The organism is Saccharothrix sp. NBAS 001 (assembly GCF_056640475.1).
In genome coordinates this window covers 3762729-3778428 of the sequence record NZ_CM153251.1, presented here as the reverse complement: position 1 = coordinate 3778428, position 15700 = coordinate 3762729, and the positions used below count along the sequence as shown (strand labels likewise).

General features: G+C 70.8%; 13 protein-coding genes and 1 pseudogene. 8 read left to right on the top strand and 6 right to left on the bottom strand.

Translation table 11 applies throughout. The features are described 5' to 3' along the window. Position 1 precedes the first annotated feature (1 nt). The 3 genes and pseudogenes from AC0HI0_RS15905 to AC0HI0_RS15895 all read left to right on the top strand — a co-directional run. Entirely contained in the window at positions 2 to 148 is a 147-nt protein-coding gene (locus AC0HI0_RS15905; protein ID WP_480933131.1) for a hypothetical protein, read from the top strand. After that, complete coding sequence (locus tag AC0HI0_RS15900; protein WP_480933130.1) at positions 142 to 1290, top strand: MFS transporter; 1149 nt, start codon at positions 142 to 144, stop codon at positions 1288 to 1290. The genes AC0HI0_RS15905 and AC0HI0_RS15900 overlap by 7 nt, the downstream gene beginning before the upstream one ends. Positions 1291 to 1602: 312 nt before the next feature. Then, positions 1603 to 1755 (top strand): annotated as a pseudogene (locus AC0HI0_RS15895) (IS982 family transposase); the annotation flags it as partial. Positions 1756 to 1784: 29 nt separating this feature from the next. On the opposite strand, the gene AC0HI0_RS15890 reads toward AC0HI0_RS15895, so the two are convergent. From AC0HI0_RS15890 to AC0HI0_RS15875, 4 genes are read right to left on the bottom strand one after another with little or no spacing between them, the layout of a single operon-like run. Then, positions 1785 to 2510 carry a gamma-glutamyl-gamma-aminobutyrate hydrolase family protein gene (locus AC0HI0_RS15890; RefSeq protein WP_480933129.1) on the bottom strand — a complete coding sequence of 242 codons (726 nt, stop codon included), beginning with the start codon at positions 2508 to 2510 and terminating at the stop codon, positions 1785 to 1787. Next, a complete protein-coding gene (locus tag AC0HI0_RS15885) occupies positions 2507 to 3844 on the bottom strand; it encodes an O-acetylhomoserine aminocarboxypropyltransferase/cysteine synthase family protein (protein ID WP_480933128.1) in 1338 nt (445 codons plus the stop codon). Before AC0HI0_RS15885 ends, AC0HI0_RS15890 begins: the two co-directional genes overlap by 4 nt. Continuing rightward, positions 3831 to 4901 carry a fatty acid desaturase gene (locus AC0HI0_RS15880; RefSeq protein ID WP_480933127.1) on the bottom strand — a complete coding sequence of 357 codons (1071 nt, stop codon included), beginning with the start codon at positions 4899 to 4901 and terminating at the stop codon, positions 3831 to 3833. The genes AC0HI0_RS15885 and AC0HI0_RS15880 overlap by 14 nt, the downstream gene beginning before the upstream one ends. A gap of 43 nt (positions 4902 to 4944) precedes the next feature. Next, positions 4945 to 6105, bottom strand: a complete 1161-nt coding sequence (locus AC0HI0_RS15875) for a type III PLP-dependent enzyme (RefSeq protein WP_480933126.1) — start codon at positions 6103 to 6105, stop codon at positions 4945 to 4947. Between the two features lie 728 nt (positions 6106 to 6833). Here AC0HI0_RS15875 and AC0HI0_RS15870 point away from each other — a divergent pair. Beyond that, a complete protein-coding gene (locus tag AC0HI0_RS15870) occupies positions 6834 to 7424 on the top strand; it encodes an RICIN domain-containing protein (protein ID WP_480933125.1) in 591 nt (196 codons plus the stop codon). A 133-nt stretch (positions 7425 to 7557) separates the two neighbouring features. On the opposite strand, the gene AC0HI0_RS15865 is transcribed toward AC0HI0_RS15870, so the two are convergent. Continuing rightward, positions 7558 to 8040, bottom strand: a complete 483-nt coding sequence (locus tag AC0HI0_RS15865) for a hypothetical protein (protein ID WP_480933124.1) — start codon at positions 8038 to 8040, stop codon at positions 7558 to 7560. Between the two features lie 389 nt (positions 8041 to 8429). On the opposite strand from AC0HI0_RS15865, the gene AC0HI0_RS15860 reads away from it, so the two are divergent. Next, the gene (locus AC0HI0_RS15860) at positions 8430 to 9689 is read left to right on the top strand and encodes a hypothetical protein (protein ID WP_480933123.1); all 1260 of its coding nucleotides are present in this window, start codon (positions 8430 to 8432) and stop codon (positions 9687 to 9689) included. A gap of 91 nt (positions 9690 to 9780) precedes the next feature. On the opposite strand, the gene AC0HI0_RS15855 is transcribed toward AC0HI0_RS15860, so the two are convergent. Beyond that, positions 9781 to 11229, bottom strand: coding sequence for a pyridoxal phosphate-dependent aminotransferase (locus AC0HI0_RS15855; RefSeq protein WP_480933122.1), 1449 nt, complete (start codon positions 11227 to 11229; stop codon positions 9781 to 9783). Between the two features lie 242 nt (positions 11230 to 11471). Here AC0HI0_RS15855 and AC0HI0_RS15850 point away from each other — a divergent pair, with 242 nt between their 5' ends. From AC0HI0_RS15850 to AC0HI0_RS15840, 3 genes are all read left to right on the top strand, one after another. Further along, complete coding sequence (locus tag AC0HI0_RS15850; RefSeq protein ID WP_480933121.1) at positions 11472 to 13772, top strand: excinuclease ABC subunit UvrA; 2301 nt, start codon at positions 11472 to 11474, stop codon at positions 13770 to 13772. A gap of 54 nt (positions 13773 to 13826) precedes the next feature. Beyond that, complete coding sequence (locus AC0HI0_RS15845; protein WP_480933120.1) at positions 13827 to 14483, top strand: hypothetical protein; 657 nt, start codon at positions 13827 to 13829, stop codon at positions 14481 to 14483. Between the two features lie 239 nt (positions 14484 to 14722). Continuing rightward, the gene (locus tag AC0HI0_RS15840; RefSeq protein WP_480933119.1) at positions 14723 to 15559 is read left to right on the top strand and encodes an ArsR/SmtB family transcription factor; all 837 of its coding nucleotides are present in this window, start codon (positions 14723 to 14725) and stop codon (positions 15557 to 15559) included. Positions 15560 to 15700 lie beyond the last annotated feature (141 nt).

Sequence of the window (15700 nt, the reverse complement as noted above, 5' to 3'; positions counted from 1 at the left end):
GGTGACCGGCCACGCCGTGAACGTGTTCCTCCCGCAACCCTCCGACGCGGACCCGATCCGCTGCGACGCCGACGTGGTGCCGGGTGCGGCCTCGCCGCAGCGTGACGTCCACCCGCACCTGGTCGCGCCGCGGAGCGGTCCGTGCTGAGCAGGCGCTGGGAACCCGTCGCCGCCATCTGCACCGTCGCCGTCGTCGGCCTGGTCACCGGCCTGACCGTCCCGCTGGTCTCGTTGCGGCTGAGCGCGGCCGGCGGGTCGGCGGCATTGATCGGCACGGCCGCGGTGCTGCCCGCCGTGGGGATCCTCGTCGCGGCGGTCTCCCTGGGGCCGCTGACGCGGCGGTGGCGGGTCAAACCGCTGCTGGTCGTCGGGATCGTCGGATCGGCGGTGAGCACCGGGCTGCTCGCGCCGACCGACAGCGTCCCGGCGTGGCTGGTGCTCCGATTCCTCGCGGGCGGGTTCGCCGGGTTGCTGCTGGTGCTGGGGGAGACCTGGATCAACGCGATCACGGCGGAGGCCACTCGCGGGCGCTGGATCGCTTTGTACACCTCGGTTTTCACGCTGTGCCAGGTGGCCGGGCCGGGGTTGATCGCCCTGTTCGGCTCGGCCGCGCAGTGGTCGCTGCTGATCGCCGTGCTGGCCCACGTGCCGGGCGTCCTCCTGCTGGCCGCCGGCTCCTGCGAGGTCGACGCGTTCCGCGCGGGCAACCCGAGCCGGATCGTGGTGTTCGCGCGGTCGGCACCGACGATCGCGTTGGCGGTGCTGATGTTCTCGTTCTTCGACAGCGCGGTGCTGGCCCTGTTGCCGTTGTACGGCATGTCCTACGGCCACCCGGAGGCGATCGCGGTGCTCATGGTGGGCGCGGTGTTCACCGGCGACGCCCTGCTCCAGGTGCCGCTGGGGTGGTGGTCGGACCGCGTCGACCGCCGACTGCTCCACCTGGGGTGCGGGGTGGTGGTGTTGCTGGCGGCGCTGGGCATGCCGCTGCTGCTGGCCGTGCCCGCCGCGATGTGGCCGGCCCTGGTGGTGCTGGGCGGCGCGGCGGGCGGCGTGTACACGTTCGGGCTGGTGCGCATCGGCCGGGACTTCGCCGAAGGCGACCTGATCGACGCGAACGCGGGTGCCACGGTGCTGTGGGCGTTGGGCAGCCTGGTCGGCCCGGCGGTCGGCAGCACCGCGTTGAACCTGCTGCCGCCGGACGGCCTGATGCTCGTACTGGCGGTCGTCGCCGCGCTGTTCCTCGTGGTCGCCGCCGTCGACCTCCGGGTGCGGGAGCCGCTTTCCCCGTAGTCGCACCAGTTCGGCCTCGGTGTGTCCCTCGCAGCGAGCCTGTCGTAGTGCGTCGCGACCCGGATCTCTCAGGATCGTATGCAGATGATGGACGCGTGATCGCCGACAAGGCCCACTGCCCCGACGGCCGGGCTGCGACGAGTGGCTGTGCGGGGCCGTCGGCCTGGTCGGGGCGGTGGTCGGGTTTCCGGCGGCCGGTGCCGCGTTGTGGTCCGGCGACGTGGGTGGCCGATTCCGTACCGGTGGAACGCGGCCGGTCCCGGGAGGGCCTCGCGTCGCTCGGGCCCGGCATCCCGCACGCCGACCAGGCCACGGCCCGGCGCACGACTGTTCGGACAATCGCGCCGGACTGTCGGCCACGTCGACCGGACCTTCAAGGCACAACCCGACCTCGAACGACACGGCGGACGCACACCCGCCGGGGCCGCCGTCCGGGTCCTGCGACGCATCCTGGCCCTGACCGCCTACGACCACCAACCCTTGGAATCGATCATCTACACGGCGACGCGTTGCGCCGCGCGCGCCGCAACGGCGGCGGCGAACCCCGTGAACAGCGCCACCGACACGGCATCGGTTTCCGCGTACCACTCGGGGTGCCACTGCACGGCGAGGCAGAACGACGGGCCGACGGTCGAGACCGCCTCCACCACGCCGTCGGGCGCGACCGCCTCCACCCGGAGGCCGGGGGAGAGCCGGTCGATCGCCTGGTGGTGCAAGGAGTTCACCTCCACGCTCGGCGCGCCGAGCAGCCCGCGCAGCACACCGCCGGCGGTCAGCCGCACCGGGTGCGCGGGAAGGTACTGCTCGTCCCTGGACAGCGTGAGATCCTCCGCGTGCCCCGGGACGTCGCGCAAGCTGCCGCCGAGCGCGACGTTCAACTCCTGCAAACCCCGGCAGACCCCGAGCACCGGCACGCCTGCCCGCAGCGCGGCGGGGATGACCTCCAGCGCCAACTCGTCGCGGTGGCGGTCCGCCTGGCCCAGGGCCGGCCCGCCGCCGTACCACTGGGGCAGCACGTTGCTCTGGTGGCCGCCGAACACCACGCCGTCGAACCGGTCCACCACGTGCGCCAGGTCCGGGGCCGGCCCGCCGACCACCACGACCGCGCAGCCCGACACCCGCTCCAACGCCCGGACGTACACCTCGCGCACCGCCACGTGCGGCACGCCCTCCACCTGCTCGGACGCCGCCGCGAGGGCGACCAGCGGCCGGCCGGTCACCCGGCCACCGCCAGCGCGCCCGCGAGGTCGTCGATGATGTCGTCGAGGTGTTCCAGGCCGATGGACAGCCGGATGGAGCCGGGCGAGACACCGGCGGCGACCTGGTCGTCCGGGGGCAGTTGCGCGTGCGTGGTGGACGCCGGGTGGGTGGCCATCGAACGCACGTCGCCGATGTTGGTCACGTGCGAGATCATCCGCAGCGCCTCGATGAAGCGCGTACCGGCGGTCAGCCCGCCCGCCAGCTCGAACTGCACCAGCGGACCGCCGTTGCCGCCGGTGTAGCGCCGCAACCGGGCCACCTCCTCGGCGTCGCCGAAGGCGGGGTGGCGGACCGACACCACCGACGGCTGGTCGACCAGGTACCGCGCGACCGCTTCGGCGTTCTCGCCGTGCGCCCGCATCCTCAGCGGCAGCGTCTCGATGCCCTGGATGAGCAGGAACGCGTTGAACGGGCTCAGGCACGGCCCGAGGTCCCGCAGCAGCGTCTCGCGGGCCTTGAGCAGGAACGGGCTGCGCCCGAGCGAACTGCCCAGGCCGCCGCCCGTCTCGGTCCACACCACGTTGCCGTGCGCGGGGTCCGGCGTGGTGAGCAGCGGGTGCCGCTCGGCGTGCCGCGCCCAGTCGAACCGGTTGGAGTCCACGATCAGGCCGCCCAGCGCGCTGCCGTGGCCGCCGATGTACTTGGTCGCCGAGTAGACCAGGATGTGCGCGCCGAGGTCCAGCGGCCGGCACACCAGCGGGAGCATGGTGTTGTCCAGCACCAGCGGCAGCCCGACCTCCTCGGCGATCGCGGCGACCTCCTCGACCGGGAACAGCCGCAGCTTGGGGTTGGGCAGGGTCTCGCCGAAGTAGCACCGGGTCCGCGCGTCGGTGGCGTCGGCGAAGTTGCCGGGCTTGTCCGGGCTCACGAACCGGGTCTCGATGCCGAACCGGGCGAAGGTGTTGGCCAGCAGGTTCCACGTGCCGCCGTACAGCTCGTTGGAGCTGACCAGGTTGTCGCCCGCCTGGCACATGTTGAGCAGCGCCAGGGTGATCGCCGCTTGGCCGGAGGAGACGGCCAACGCCGCCGGGGCCTCGTCCACGGCGGCCATCCTGGCCTCCAGCACGTCGCACGTGGGGTTGTTCAACCGGGTGTAGGCGTGGCCGTCCACGCGCAGGTCGAAGATGTCCGCGGCCGTGCCCACGTCGGGCAGCTCGTACGCCGCGGTCTGGAAGATGGGTGTCACCACCGGGTCGGTCAGGCCCATCCGCAGCCCCGCGCCCCCGTGCATGACGCCCGATTCGACCCGCCGGTAGACCTTGTCGGTCGGTCCCGGGCGCTCAGGCAGCGACATGCGGCTGCTCCGGCTTGTACGTCATCGACTCCACGATGGCGCTGATCGCGCTCTGCTGCCCCTCGGGCCCCTTCGTGAACAGGCCGCCGAGCTGCCGGTCCACCGCCGCGTAGGCCGGGTCGGCCAGCCGCACCTGCCGCGCCTGACCGAGGCGCCAGAACGGCGTGCGCGGGTCGAGGTGGTGTTCGAGGTGGTAGTTGTCGTTGTGGATGCCGGTGAGGAACTTCTCCCACGTGCGGCTCTTGCGGTTGCGGGTCATGTAGAGGTCCACGTTGGAGTCCCTCACCAGCGGCGTGTGCTCGGACAGCTCGATGTACCAGCCCAGGATCTGGAAGCTGGTCAGGTAGGGGACCACCCAGAACAACAGCAGTTCGAGCGTCCAGCCCTGCGCCGCGCACACCGACACGACGGTCGTCCAGAACACCCAGAAGCCGATTCGGTCGAGCACCTGCTTGCGCTTGACGATCGGGTTCTGCGGTGCGTCGGCCGCCCGCAGGCGGCCCTGCTTGAGCAGCCGGTACCGGTTACGCACCAGGTACTTCAGGTACGCCCACGTCTGCGTGCCGAACAACGGCATGATGACCGTGCGGAGCACGTACGCGCGCGGCGAGGACATCTCGTAGGCCCGCTGCTCGATGAAGAACTTCAGGTCCGGGTCGCCCTCGGGGTTGCCCAGCTTGGGGTGGTGCGTGAAGACGTGCGAAATCTTGTACGCGTAGTGCTGCTGGAAGATCGGGTACGCGGTGAGCACCGTGCCGACGAACATCTGCACCTTGCGGTTCGACGCGCCGATGCCGTGCGCGCAGTCGTGCAGGATGGTCGACAGCCCGCGCTGGCGCGCGCCGATCACGAGCACCGCCAACGGGTAGAACCAGTAGGAGACGCCCAGGCACAACCAGGCGCACAGGGCCATCCAGACGACGTCCTCCAGCCACGCCAGCGCGGCGTGCCAGTTGTCGCTGCGGTTGATTTCCTTGATGCCGCGCTCGACCTCCTCCGGGAAGCGGTGCATCCGGTAGCGCTTCCCGTCGAACGCCCAGGTGTACTCGTCGGACATCAGCAGCTCCTTCCGAACGGAGTTTCGTCGTGGCGCCACGGGCTCAGCCGGCCGCTGCGCCGAAGCAGTGGGTGGGCAGCGGCGGGAAGCCGTTGAACCCGACGGACGCGTACGGCGTCGTGTAGGCACCGGTCGCGAGGATGTCGACGTGGTCGCCCGGCCGCAGGTCGACCGGCAGCGACACCGGGGTGCGCTCGTAGAGGACGTCGGTGCTGTCGCACGTCGGCCCCGCGAGCACCACCGGGGCCTCTTCGCCGGTGAACCGGCCGTCTGCGCGGACCGCCACCACGGGGAACGCGATGGCCTCGTCGTCGGTCTCGATCAGGCCGTTGTACCGGCCCACGTCGAGGTAGACCCAGCGCAGGCCGTTCTCCCGCTCGGTGACCAGCACGACCTCGGACCGGATCATCCCGGCGTCACCGGGCAGGTACCGACCCGGTTCGACGATCAGCGCGGGCCGGGTCGGGAAGGACTCCGCGACGGCCCGGTCGATCGCCGCGAAGTAGCTTCCCAGCGCGGGCACGGTCGCCTCGTAGCGGACCGGCAGCCCGCCGCCGAGGTTGAGCAGGTCGAGTTCGATCCCGTCGGTGGCCAGCTTGGTCGCGACGCGTGCGGCGGTGGCGATTCCCGTCGCCCAGCTGTCCGGTTCGCGCTGCTGCGACCCGACGTGGAACGTGGTGCCGCGCGGCTTGAGCCCGAGCGACACCGCGGTGCGCAGCATCTCGACCGCGTCCTCCTCGGTGCAGCCGAACTTCCGGCTGATCGGCCACTGCGCGCCGGTCGTCCGGACGATGAAGCGGCAGCACACCTCCGCGCCGGGCGCGGCCCGCGCGACCTTCTCCAACTCCGCCGCGGAGTCGATCGAGTAGAGGCGGACGCCGCGCTCGTGCGCGTAGCGGATCGCCGATTCCTTCTTCACCGTGTTGCCGAACGAGATCGACGCCGGGTCTGCGCCGGCGGCCAGGCAGGCGTCGACCTCGCCGACGCTGGCCACGTCGAAGCCGCACCCGAGTGCGACCAGGTGCCGCAACAGTTCCGGCTCGGCGTTCGCCTTCACCGCGTAGTAGACGGCGGCGTCGGGCAGACCGGCCCGCAGTTCGCGGTAGCGGGCGGTGACGAGGTCCAGGTCGAGGAGCAGGCACGGGGTCTCCGGCCCGGTGGCCTCGAAGAATTGGCGATGCGCCGCGTAGAATGCGTGGTCCACCGGTCGATCGTCATTCAATGGGGAAGCCTTCCACTCCAGGAAAACCGCGCGCGTGCCCGGTTCCGGCCGCTCGGTAGCGAACGTGCGGTCAGCACTGCCGCCATCATGTCGACGCCCCGGTCGCGGTGTCAACGAATGCCCCCGGCCGACCCGGTCATTTCACCCGGCCTGGAATTCGGCGCGGCCGAAGGCGCTCGCCCGATTGATAAGCGCGGTGGTGCGGCCCGACCTATTTCGGCGACCTTTCGGTCCCATCGGCTGCTGCGAACGGACAGTGCGCCCGCCGCTCTCCGCCGCGCGGTGCCGCCACCTGCCCGAGGGCTGTTCCTGCGCGCGCCTCGCCACGTCCGGGGAGCGGCCGTGCGCGGGCGCGGAATCGGCCCTCTCCGAGACGCGGCCGGGTGCGAGCGGCCGGACGCGAATGCCGTATCCCGATCCGCTTCCGCGGAAATCCGCAAAACGGGATCGAGGTGACATATCGGTTGTCCCGGCGTGCGCGCCGACCGGCGGACCTGCGGGTTTGTCGGATCTTGACAAGCGCCCGGATTCTCCACGATTCTGATTAAGCTCGCCGACGGAGGGAATGCGAACGGTACTCGCAGCCGTCGGGGGCAATGTGTCGCGCAGTGCCCGACCGGACGGTGTGGCCGGCGCGAAGTTTTTCAACGGACATTCATGGGAAGGTGCCTGCCCTTTTCTGGGAAGTGGCACGCGGCGAAGGAGTTCGAATGCTCATCGCAACCCGACGTAGACGTGGTCTCGTCACCCGTCTTGGCGCGACGCTGACCGTCGCACTGGCTCTCACCACGGTCTTGACCGGCGCTCCGGCGTACGCCGCCGCAACCGCGCACGGACCGGACACCTCGGGCGGGGTCTCGATCACCGGCTCGATCGCCAACGGAACCTACCGGTGGGCCAACGCCGGCAGCGGGCTGTGCCTGGCCTACGCGCCGAGGCAGAAGGGCGCGGCGTACCAGCAGAACTGCGCCACGGACGTCACCGCTCCCTTCTACGCGGCCAACGTCGGCGGGAACGACTACCAGCTCGTCAACGAGTACAACGGCCAGTGCCTGTCCATCTGGGGCGGGTCGTCCGACGACGGGGCCGCGGCTTTCGTCTACAACTGCGGCGGCACGTCCGACCAGGTCTTCACCCTGATACCGGCGACCCTGCCGATCTTCTCGGGTGCCTACCAGCTCAGGAACGTGCACAGCGGCCGGTGCGTGGCCGTCGGCGGGGGCAAGACGAACCCCGGTGCCTGGGTCATCCAGTGGGGCTGCGCCGAGAACGGCGCGTACATGTGGCGCCCGTACAACTAGGCCGGGCCCGGTAGTCCGCCGACCCCGGGACTCGTGACCCGGGGCCGGGGGCGGGGAAGGACGAGGACGCCGCTTCCCGGGACGGTGGCGGCGTTCTCGTCGTCGCGGCCGGTCGGCGGGTGCTTCGGCTCGCTCAGTCCAGGATCAGGTACACCCTGCGGGCGGCGTCGATCAGGATCGGGATCTCCACGCCGGTCCGGTACCGGGGGTGGTGGCTGTACAAGGTCACCTCGAACGCGGGCACGCCGGGAGCGCCGATCGACAGGACCGCCTTGGTGATCTCCTGCTCCCCGTCGTCGTGCGGGCCCGCCTCGACCACCCGGGCGACGCCCGGGTGACCGGCGGCGGTCAGCCGCGACACCCGTCGGGCGGTCCGGGCGGTGGCGATCACCACCCCCACCCCGGCCACTCCCAGGAAGGCCATCAACCCGAAGACCAGGACGTACATCCACCACGACAGCGGCGGGTCCTCGTCGACCGCCATCTTGGCGACGGCCGTGGCCGACGCCGCCATCCCCACGCCGATCACGTACATGGTGAACCGGCCACCGGCCTTCTCCGGCTGCACCAGCCGGTACTCCCCGCCGTCGTCCGGCAGTCGATCGTCACGCCCCATCCCCGCAGGCTAGCGGTACACCGCCTGTCGGCGGACGCCGTGAGGTGTCTCCCGGAACCCGGGCACGCCGCCGCGCCCGACCACGTCGACCACCCGCGCGTCAGACGCGGTGATCGCATCGCCTGCCAGGCCGGGAAGAGCGCTCTGTCCACAGTGGACTCCGACCTCGGGTCCGCACTTCTCGTCACGTGCGACCTCCTCGCCGATCACACCGGGTAATAGGCGTGGTATCGCGTGCTAGCCTCGCAAGAGTCGATCATCCCGTGTGAGCCCGCAGGAAGGGTCCGATGAGCACGCCGTCGCCACTCGCCACCGGATACGCACACCAGGACTGGTCCGAGCGGCTTGCCGGGTTGTCTGCGGCACAGCTGGCGGCACACGCGTCCCGTGTGCGCGTCGGCGCGGAGCAACTGGGCATCTGGCGCAACGGCGGGCACATCCCGCTTCAACCGTTCGCCGTGGAATCCGCCGCGCTGACAGGACTGCACGACATCGGCAGCCGGTTGCAGGACCTGCTCGTCTCGCACGCCCTGGCCGCCTGCGACGGCGACCTGGCGCGGTTGTGCGACATCGCCGGGTTGCCGGCCGACGAGCGCTGGTTCCTCCCGGCCGCGGTGGCCGACGTGCGCGCGCTCGGCTGTCGACGCGCGGACGTGCTGGTCGAGCGGGGAAGCCCGCGCTTCCTCGAACTCAACTTCGGGACCTGCCTCAACGGCGCGAGCGCCACTCCCGTGCTGTCCGATGCGCTGCTGCGCACCGATGTCGGGCGGGAGATGCGGGAGCGGCACGACCTGAGCGCCCCGTCGTTGTTCGCCGCGCGGCTGGCGTGGGTCCGCGCGCACGCGTCGGAGAGCAGGCCGCTGGCGCTGCTGGGCCTGGCCAGTACCGGTGACGAAGGATCGTTGCGGGCCTTCCACGAAGAGGCGGACTACTTCGCGTCCCAAGGCGTGCCGTGTGATTTCGTGCCGGTCGAGGAGGCGGCCGTGGCCGACTCGGCGCTGGTGTGGGGCGGCAAGCGGTACGGCGCGGCGATCCGCTACTACATGGCGACGCCCAGATCGCTCGCCGAGCACGGCGATCTCTTCCGGGCGCTGGAGCGGGCCGGCGAGACCGTGCTGTTCGGCTCCTACGTGTCACAACTGTTCACCAGCAAGGCATTGTTGGCCGATCTCCGGTGCGATCCCGCGTTGACGGCCGCGCAGCGGGACCTCGTCGAACACGTTCCGTGGCTGGCGCGGTTGCGCCCCGGGCTCGTGGCGCGGGGCGACGAGGTCGTGGACCCGGTGGAGTGGGCGGTCGGGCAGCAGGACCACGCGGTCGTCAAGCCCGCGAACCTCTACGGCTCCCAGGGCGTCGTGTTCGGACCGTCCCGCACTGCGGGGGAGTGGCGCGGGGTGGTCGAACGCGCCGTCACCGAAGGCGGGTACGTCGTCCAGGAACTCGTGGTGCCCGACCTCTGGACCGCGCACTACTGGAAGATCGACACCGAGGAGTCGACGTCGGTGTCGGCACCCGTCCTGCTCGGTCCCTACGTCGTGGACGGCCGCAGCGGCGGGTGTTTCGCCCAACAGCCGCTCACCGGCGAGTCGACGGACCTGGTGACGCCGAGCCGGGGATTGTCCTTCGGCACGGTCGTTTCCGCGGGCTGAGCCGGAGGTCACGACCGCCGAGCCCCGGTCGTGCCGTCCGGCGGCGCTGCCCACTCCTTTGTGGACGGTCCGCCGGACGGCCGCGACCCGGTCAGGAGTCGAGCTTCCTCAGCGCGAGGCAGAGCCGTTCCACGGCGGGCCGGAGAGCGTCGAGGCGCTCGGCGGTGAAGCACAGGCGGTAGAAGCCCTGGGGCTGCATCTGGTACATGGTGGCCCCGGTGAGCAGTTTGACCTTCGCCTCCTTGAGGATGTAGGTCGCCAGGCGCTGTTCCGCGTCGTCGGGGTCGTCGCCGAACAGGACCGTTTCCGGGCCTTCGGCCGGCGGGGCGCCGAGCAGGAACTCGCGCAGGTCGAGCCAGAAGAACTGGGTGCTGTTCGTGCCCTGCGGCCGGAAGTACTTGATGCCGTACCTGTCCAGCGTCGCGCTGACGGCGTCGAAGGACTCCTGGAGGCGGCTGGAGTACTCGGCCATGAGTTCGCTCCACGCCTGGGGATCCAGGGCGGTCACGGGGTCGAGGTAGAACTGCTTGAGCGAGTCGAACTGGCTGAACCACGACAGCGGGCGTCGGCGTTCCCACGGGTCCGAGGTGTCCTCGGTCATGGCGCGCTGCACGGCGTCCGACTGGGAGACGATGAAACCGGAGCGGAACCCGGAGAGGCCGAAGTCCTTGGCGAAGCCCCACACGACGTGGACGCGGTCCACGGCCTGGTGCTGCTCCGCCAGTTCCAGCGCGCTGACGAACGGGTCGGTCGTGTGGGCCAACTGGGAGTGGCGGTAGATCTCGTCGGAGATGATGTGCATCTGCGGCGACTTGGCCAACGCCCAGTCGTAGATCGCGTTCAGCAGATCCCGGGGATAGTTGACGCCCAGGGGGTTGTGGGGATTGGTGAGCACGAGCAGCCTCGGCGGCTGCGCACAGGCCGCGTACGCGCCCTCCAGGTCGTCCACGGTCAGTTCGAAGGTGTCCTGCCGGGACGCGTTGCCCTCCTTGTAGGTGCGCACCGGCACGCACTTGAGGCCGGGGACCTCCTCGAACGACCAGTTGAAGCCCTGCCAGTACGGCGCCGGGATGAGCACGTTGCTGCCGCGCGGCACGGGACCGGTGTCACCGCGCGGCACCGGCACCGCGCCGTCGACCGTGGGGTTCTGCAGGGCCAGCGCGATGATCTCCAACGCGGACGACACCCCGGCCGTGGCGTAGACGGTCTTCGGATCGACGTGCCGCACGCCGAACGAGTGCTGGAAGTGCCCGGCCATGGCGGTGATGATCTGCCCGGTGGCCTGGGGCGAGACGTACCGGGTCGACTTCTCCGGCAGGGGGTGCGGGAGCTTCTGGAAGATCCGTTCGGTCAACAGCGGGTAGAGCAGGGCGTTCTCCGCGATCGACAGGTCGGTGATCTCCTCGGACCGGCCGCTGCGCCGGAGCAGGTCGCGGTAGGCGAGCCCGCGCTGCTCCTCGTCCGGGATGCGCGCGAGCCGGCGCAGGTCGTCCCGGTCGGGCTCGGTCTCCGGCGAGGTCGGGTCGAGTTGGCGCGTCATGGTGGTCCTCCCGTGGTGGTGCGTCCGGGTCGAAGCCAAGTCGCGGGTCGCGGACCTCGGCAACCCGGTTCACCCCTCGGAGGAGGATGTCCGCCGCCCAGGTGAAAGCAGTGTGGCAGAACGGAGGCGGAATCACCCGTTGTGCCGGACGTTCATCGCCCAAAGCCATTCCGCACGGCGTGCGGGCCGTACTCGTTGTTCGCGCGTGGCGGCCATTCCGCTGCTCCCGGTAGCGTTCGGACATGGCCTCAGTCGATCCCGCCGGCAGCGCACCGATCGTCGTCACCGGAGCCCGCACGAACAATCTCCGCGACGTCTCCCTGAAAGTGCCCAAGCACCTGCTGACCGTCTTCACCGGGGTGTCCGGTTCCGGGAAGTCGTCGCTCGTGCTCGACACCATCGCCGCGGAGTCGCAGAGGCTCGTCAACGACTCCTATTCGACGTTCATCCGGGCCCGGCTGCCGCAGATGCCCGCGCCCGACGTGCAGGCGATGGACGGCCTGACCTTCACCGTCCTCATCGACCAGCGCCGGTTCACCGGCAACTCGCGCTCCACCGTCGCCACCGCCACCGATCTCGCGCCGCTCCTGCGGCTGGTGTTCTCCCGCATCGGCGAGCCGTCGGCGGGCTATTCCCCCGCCTACTCGTTCAACGACCCCTCCGGGATGTGCCCGACCTGCGAGGGGCTCGGCACCGTCTTCGACATCGACGTCGACGAACTCATCGACCCGGAGAAGAACATCGACGAGGGACCGGTGCGCTTCAGCATCTTCCGGCCGGGCGTGTACCGGTGGAAGCGCTTCGCCTACTCCGGCCTGTTCGACCGGTCGAAACCGCTGAAGGACTACACGCCCGAGGAGATGGACCTCTTCCTCCACGCCGACCGGCTCAAGCTGGAGAACCCCGACCCGAGGTTCCCGAAGACCGCCCGCTTCGACGGGGTGATCACCAGGATGCGCGACGTCTACTTCAAGCAGGGGCGCGCCAAGATGTCCGCCACCGTCCGCGCCGAACTCGAACAGGTGGTCACCACGCACCGGTGCCCCGACTGCCGGGGTTCGCGCCTGAACGCGGCGGCGCGGGCCAGCCTCGTCGACGGGCGGTCGATCGTCGACTGGACGCGGATGCCCGTCTCGGACCTGCGCGGCATGCTCGAAGAATTCGCCGACCCGCGCGTGGCCCCGGCCCTGGACGGCGTCCGGCACGTCCTGGACGCCCTGCTCTCGGTCGGCCTCGGGTACCTCACCCTCGACCGCGAATCCTCGACGCTGTCGGGCGGCGAGGCGCAGCGGGTGAAGATCGTGCGGCACCTCGGCAGCGCCCTCACCGACGTCACCTACGTCTTCGACGAGCCGAGCACCGGGCTCCACCCCGCCGACATCCAGCGCCTGGTGGCGCTGCTCAAGCGGCTGCGCGACCGCGGCAACACGATCCTGGTCGTGGAGCACCACCCGCAGGTGATCGCCGTCGCCGACCACGTGGTCGACCTCGGCCCCGGCGCGGGCGCGGACGGCGGCCGGATCGAGTTCGAGGGCACACCGCACGGCCTGCGCGACAGCGGGACGATCACCGGTCGGCTGCTCGCCGAGCCCCTCCACGTCCGGCCGGCGCCCCGGCCGGCGCGCGGCACCGTGCGGGTGGCCGATGCCCGTTCGCACAACCTGACCGGATTCGACGTGGACGTGCCGCTCGGCGTGCTCACCGCGGTGACCGGGGTCGCCGGTTCCGGGAAGAGTTCGTTCGCGACGATCGAGCTGCCGCGACAGCACCCCGGGTTCACGGTCGTCGGCCAGGAGCCGTTGCGCGGCGGGGTCCGGTCGATGTCGTTGACCGTGCTGGGCGTCGCCGAGGCCGTCCGCGGCGCGTTCGGCGCGGCCTCGGGGCTCGACCCGTCGTGGTTCAGCTTCAACGGTCGCGGCGCGTGCCCGACCTGCAAGGGCAAAGGGCACATCACCACCGAGCTGGCGTTCCTGGACGACGTCTCGACGCCATGCGACGAATGCGGTGGGCTGCGCTTCAACGACACCGCCCTGTCCGTGCGGCTGGACGGCATGTCCATCGCGGACGTGCTCGCCGCAGTCCCCGCCGAGATCGCGGCGCTGTTCGCCGACGACGCGGCGATCGCGAACGCGATGTCGTGGGTGCGGCGCACGGGACTCGGCTACATGGCGGTGGGCCGCTCGCTCGACACCCTCTCCGGCGGCGAGAAGCAGCGACTGCTGCTGGCCCGCCACCTCAGCGACCCGCAGCGCGACCGGGCCGACCGGATCGTGCTGGACGAGCCGACCACGGGCCTGCATCCCGACGACGTCGACACCATCAACACCCTCTTCGACGACCTCGTGGACCAGGGCGCGACCTTCGTCGTGGTGGAGCACAACATGCGCGTGGTCGCCCGCGCCGACCACGTCATCGACATCGGGCCCGGCGCGGGGTCCGAGGGCGGCCGGCTCGTCTTCGAGGGCACACCCGCAGACCTCGCCGCACGTCAGGACTCGCTCACCGGCTCGGCACTCGCGGCGGCGACGCGCGCGGCACACTGAGCCGTGGGGGCGAAGGCCGGACGGTGTCGTGCCGGCCGTGGAGAGGACGAGGTCGTGACGAAGTCGAAGCGGACAAAGGCGAAACGCCCGAAGGCGGAGCAGCCGCTCGGGACGGCTCGGCGTGAGAGCTTCGCGAACGCGCTGGGCCGACCGGTCGACAGCGACGAGGTCCGGACGGTGATCGACGCGTTGGGCGGCATCCACGAGGTCCGCCCGCTGCCGAGTTCGGTCGCGCGCTACGACCCCGGCACCGCACGGGCCGTGGCGTGGGACTTCCCGGCCGCGCCTCCCGCGAACCGCTGGACCGCCACGCACATCGGCGTTCAGGACGGCACGGTGGTGTGGATCACCCTGTCGTCGTTGCTCGTGGAGGGGGCGACCGGCGACCGGGCGGTCTTCCTCCGGCTTCAGGACGACGACGAGGAGATCCACCGACCCCGGGGCTCCGACTGGAACTGGGCACCCGCGATCGTCCGGCGCGGCGAGGCGCACCTGCTCGACCTCGACGTCGGGCAGGGCCACTGGGACGGCAACTACAAGTTCCCGTTGACCTCGCGCCAGGCGGAACGCCTCCAGGCGGATCCCCTCCTGTACCGCGAGGTGTGGGACGGACTCGTGCGCGTCTGCCAGTCCCGGCGCTTCTTCGACGACCCGACGACGTTGCCGGGCGATGCGCGGGCGGTCATCGACGCGCGCTGCGGACGCGACTGACCCGGCTGCTCGAACGTCCGGACGTGGGTGGTCTGCTTTCGCGGAAAGCCTTGGGGCGTCAGCGAAGCCGGTCTTCAGTCCGGTCAGGACCCGGGCACCACCGGGCGCAGCCGTGGCCGCGGGCGCGGATCTCGTGCTGTTCGCACACCTGTACGGGCGGTGCGGACGGATTGACATGCGATGATCCGCCTACCTACTATTCATGCAGCCAAGAGACTGCATGTCCCGGGTGGTGTGCGATGGACGAGGTGTTCAAGGCCCTGGCGGACGTCAGCCGCCGCCGGATGCTCGACAGTCTGAACACCCGCAACGGCCAGAGCCTGCGCGAGCTGTGCGCGGGGCTGGACATGGCCCGGCAGTCGGTGAGCAAGCACCTGTCCGTCCTGGAGGCGGCGAACCTGGTGACGACGATGTGGCGTGGCCGGGAGAAGCTGCACTTCCTCAACGCGGCACCGATCAACGCCATCGCGGACCGCTGGATCGGGCAGTACGCGCGGGAACGGGTGCGCACCCTCGATGACCTCAAGCGAACACTGGAATCGGAGCACGTGCCCATGGGCAACCCCGAGTTCGTCTACACGACCTACATCAACACCACGCCGGAACGCCTCTGGCAGGCCCTGACCGACCCGGCGTTCACCCGCCGCTACTGGTCGGGGGTGGCGTTGGAGTCCGACTGGCAGGTCGGGTCGCCCGTGCGGTGGCAGGACGCGCCGACGGAGGAGGCGAAGGACCTGGAGCAGGTGGTGCTGGAGGCCGAGCCGTACACGCGGCTGTCCTACAGCTGGCACCTGTTCCAGCCGGAGCACGCCGAGCACTTCGGGTGGAGCGAGGAGAAGTTCGCCGAGCTGCGCACGGAACGCCGTTCGAAGGTGACCTTCGAGATCGAACCCGCCCCCGGTGACGCGGCGGTGAAAGCGGTGCGCCTCACCGTCACCCACGACGACTTCGACCCGGGCAGCGTGATGTACGAAGCCATCAGCGGCCGGCTCCCCGGCAGCGGCGGCTGGCCCGAACTGATCTCCAATATCAAGACCATGCTGGAAACCGGCGACCCCCTGCCGGCCGCCTGGTAGCCGCCTCCCGGCCCGCACCGCTCCGACCTCCGCCGGGGCGCTGCGGGTTCGGCCGGGAAGGCCCGGGTCCGGGTGTGCGGTCCACTGCTGTGCCGTGGCACAGCAGTGGACCCGGTGCCGTGGCACCAGCGCCGTGGACTC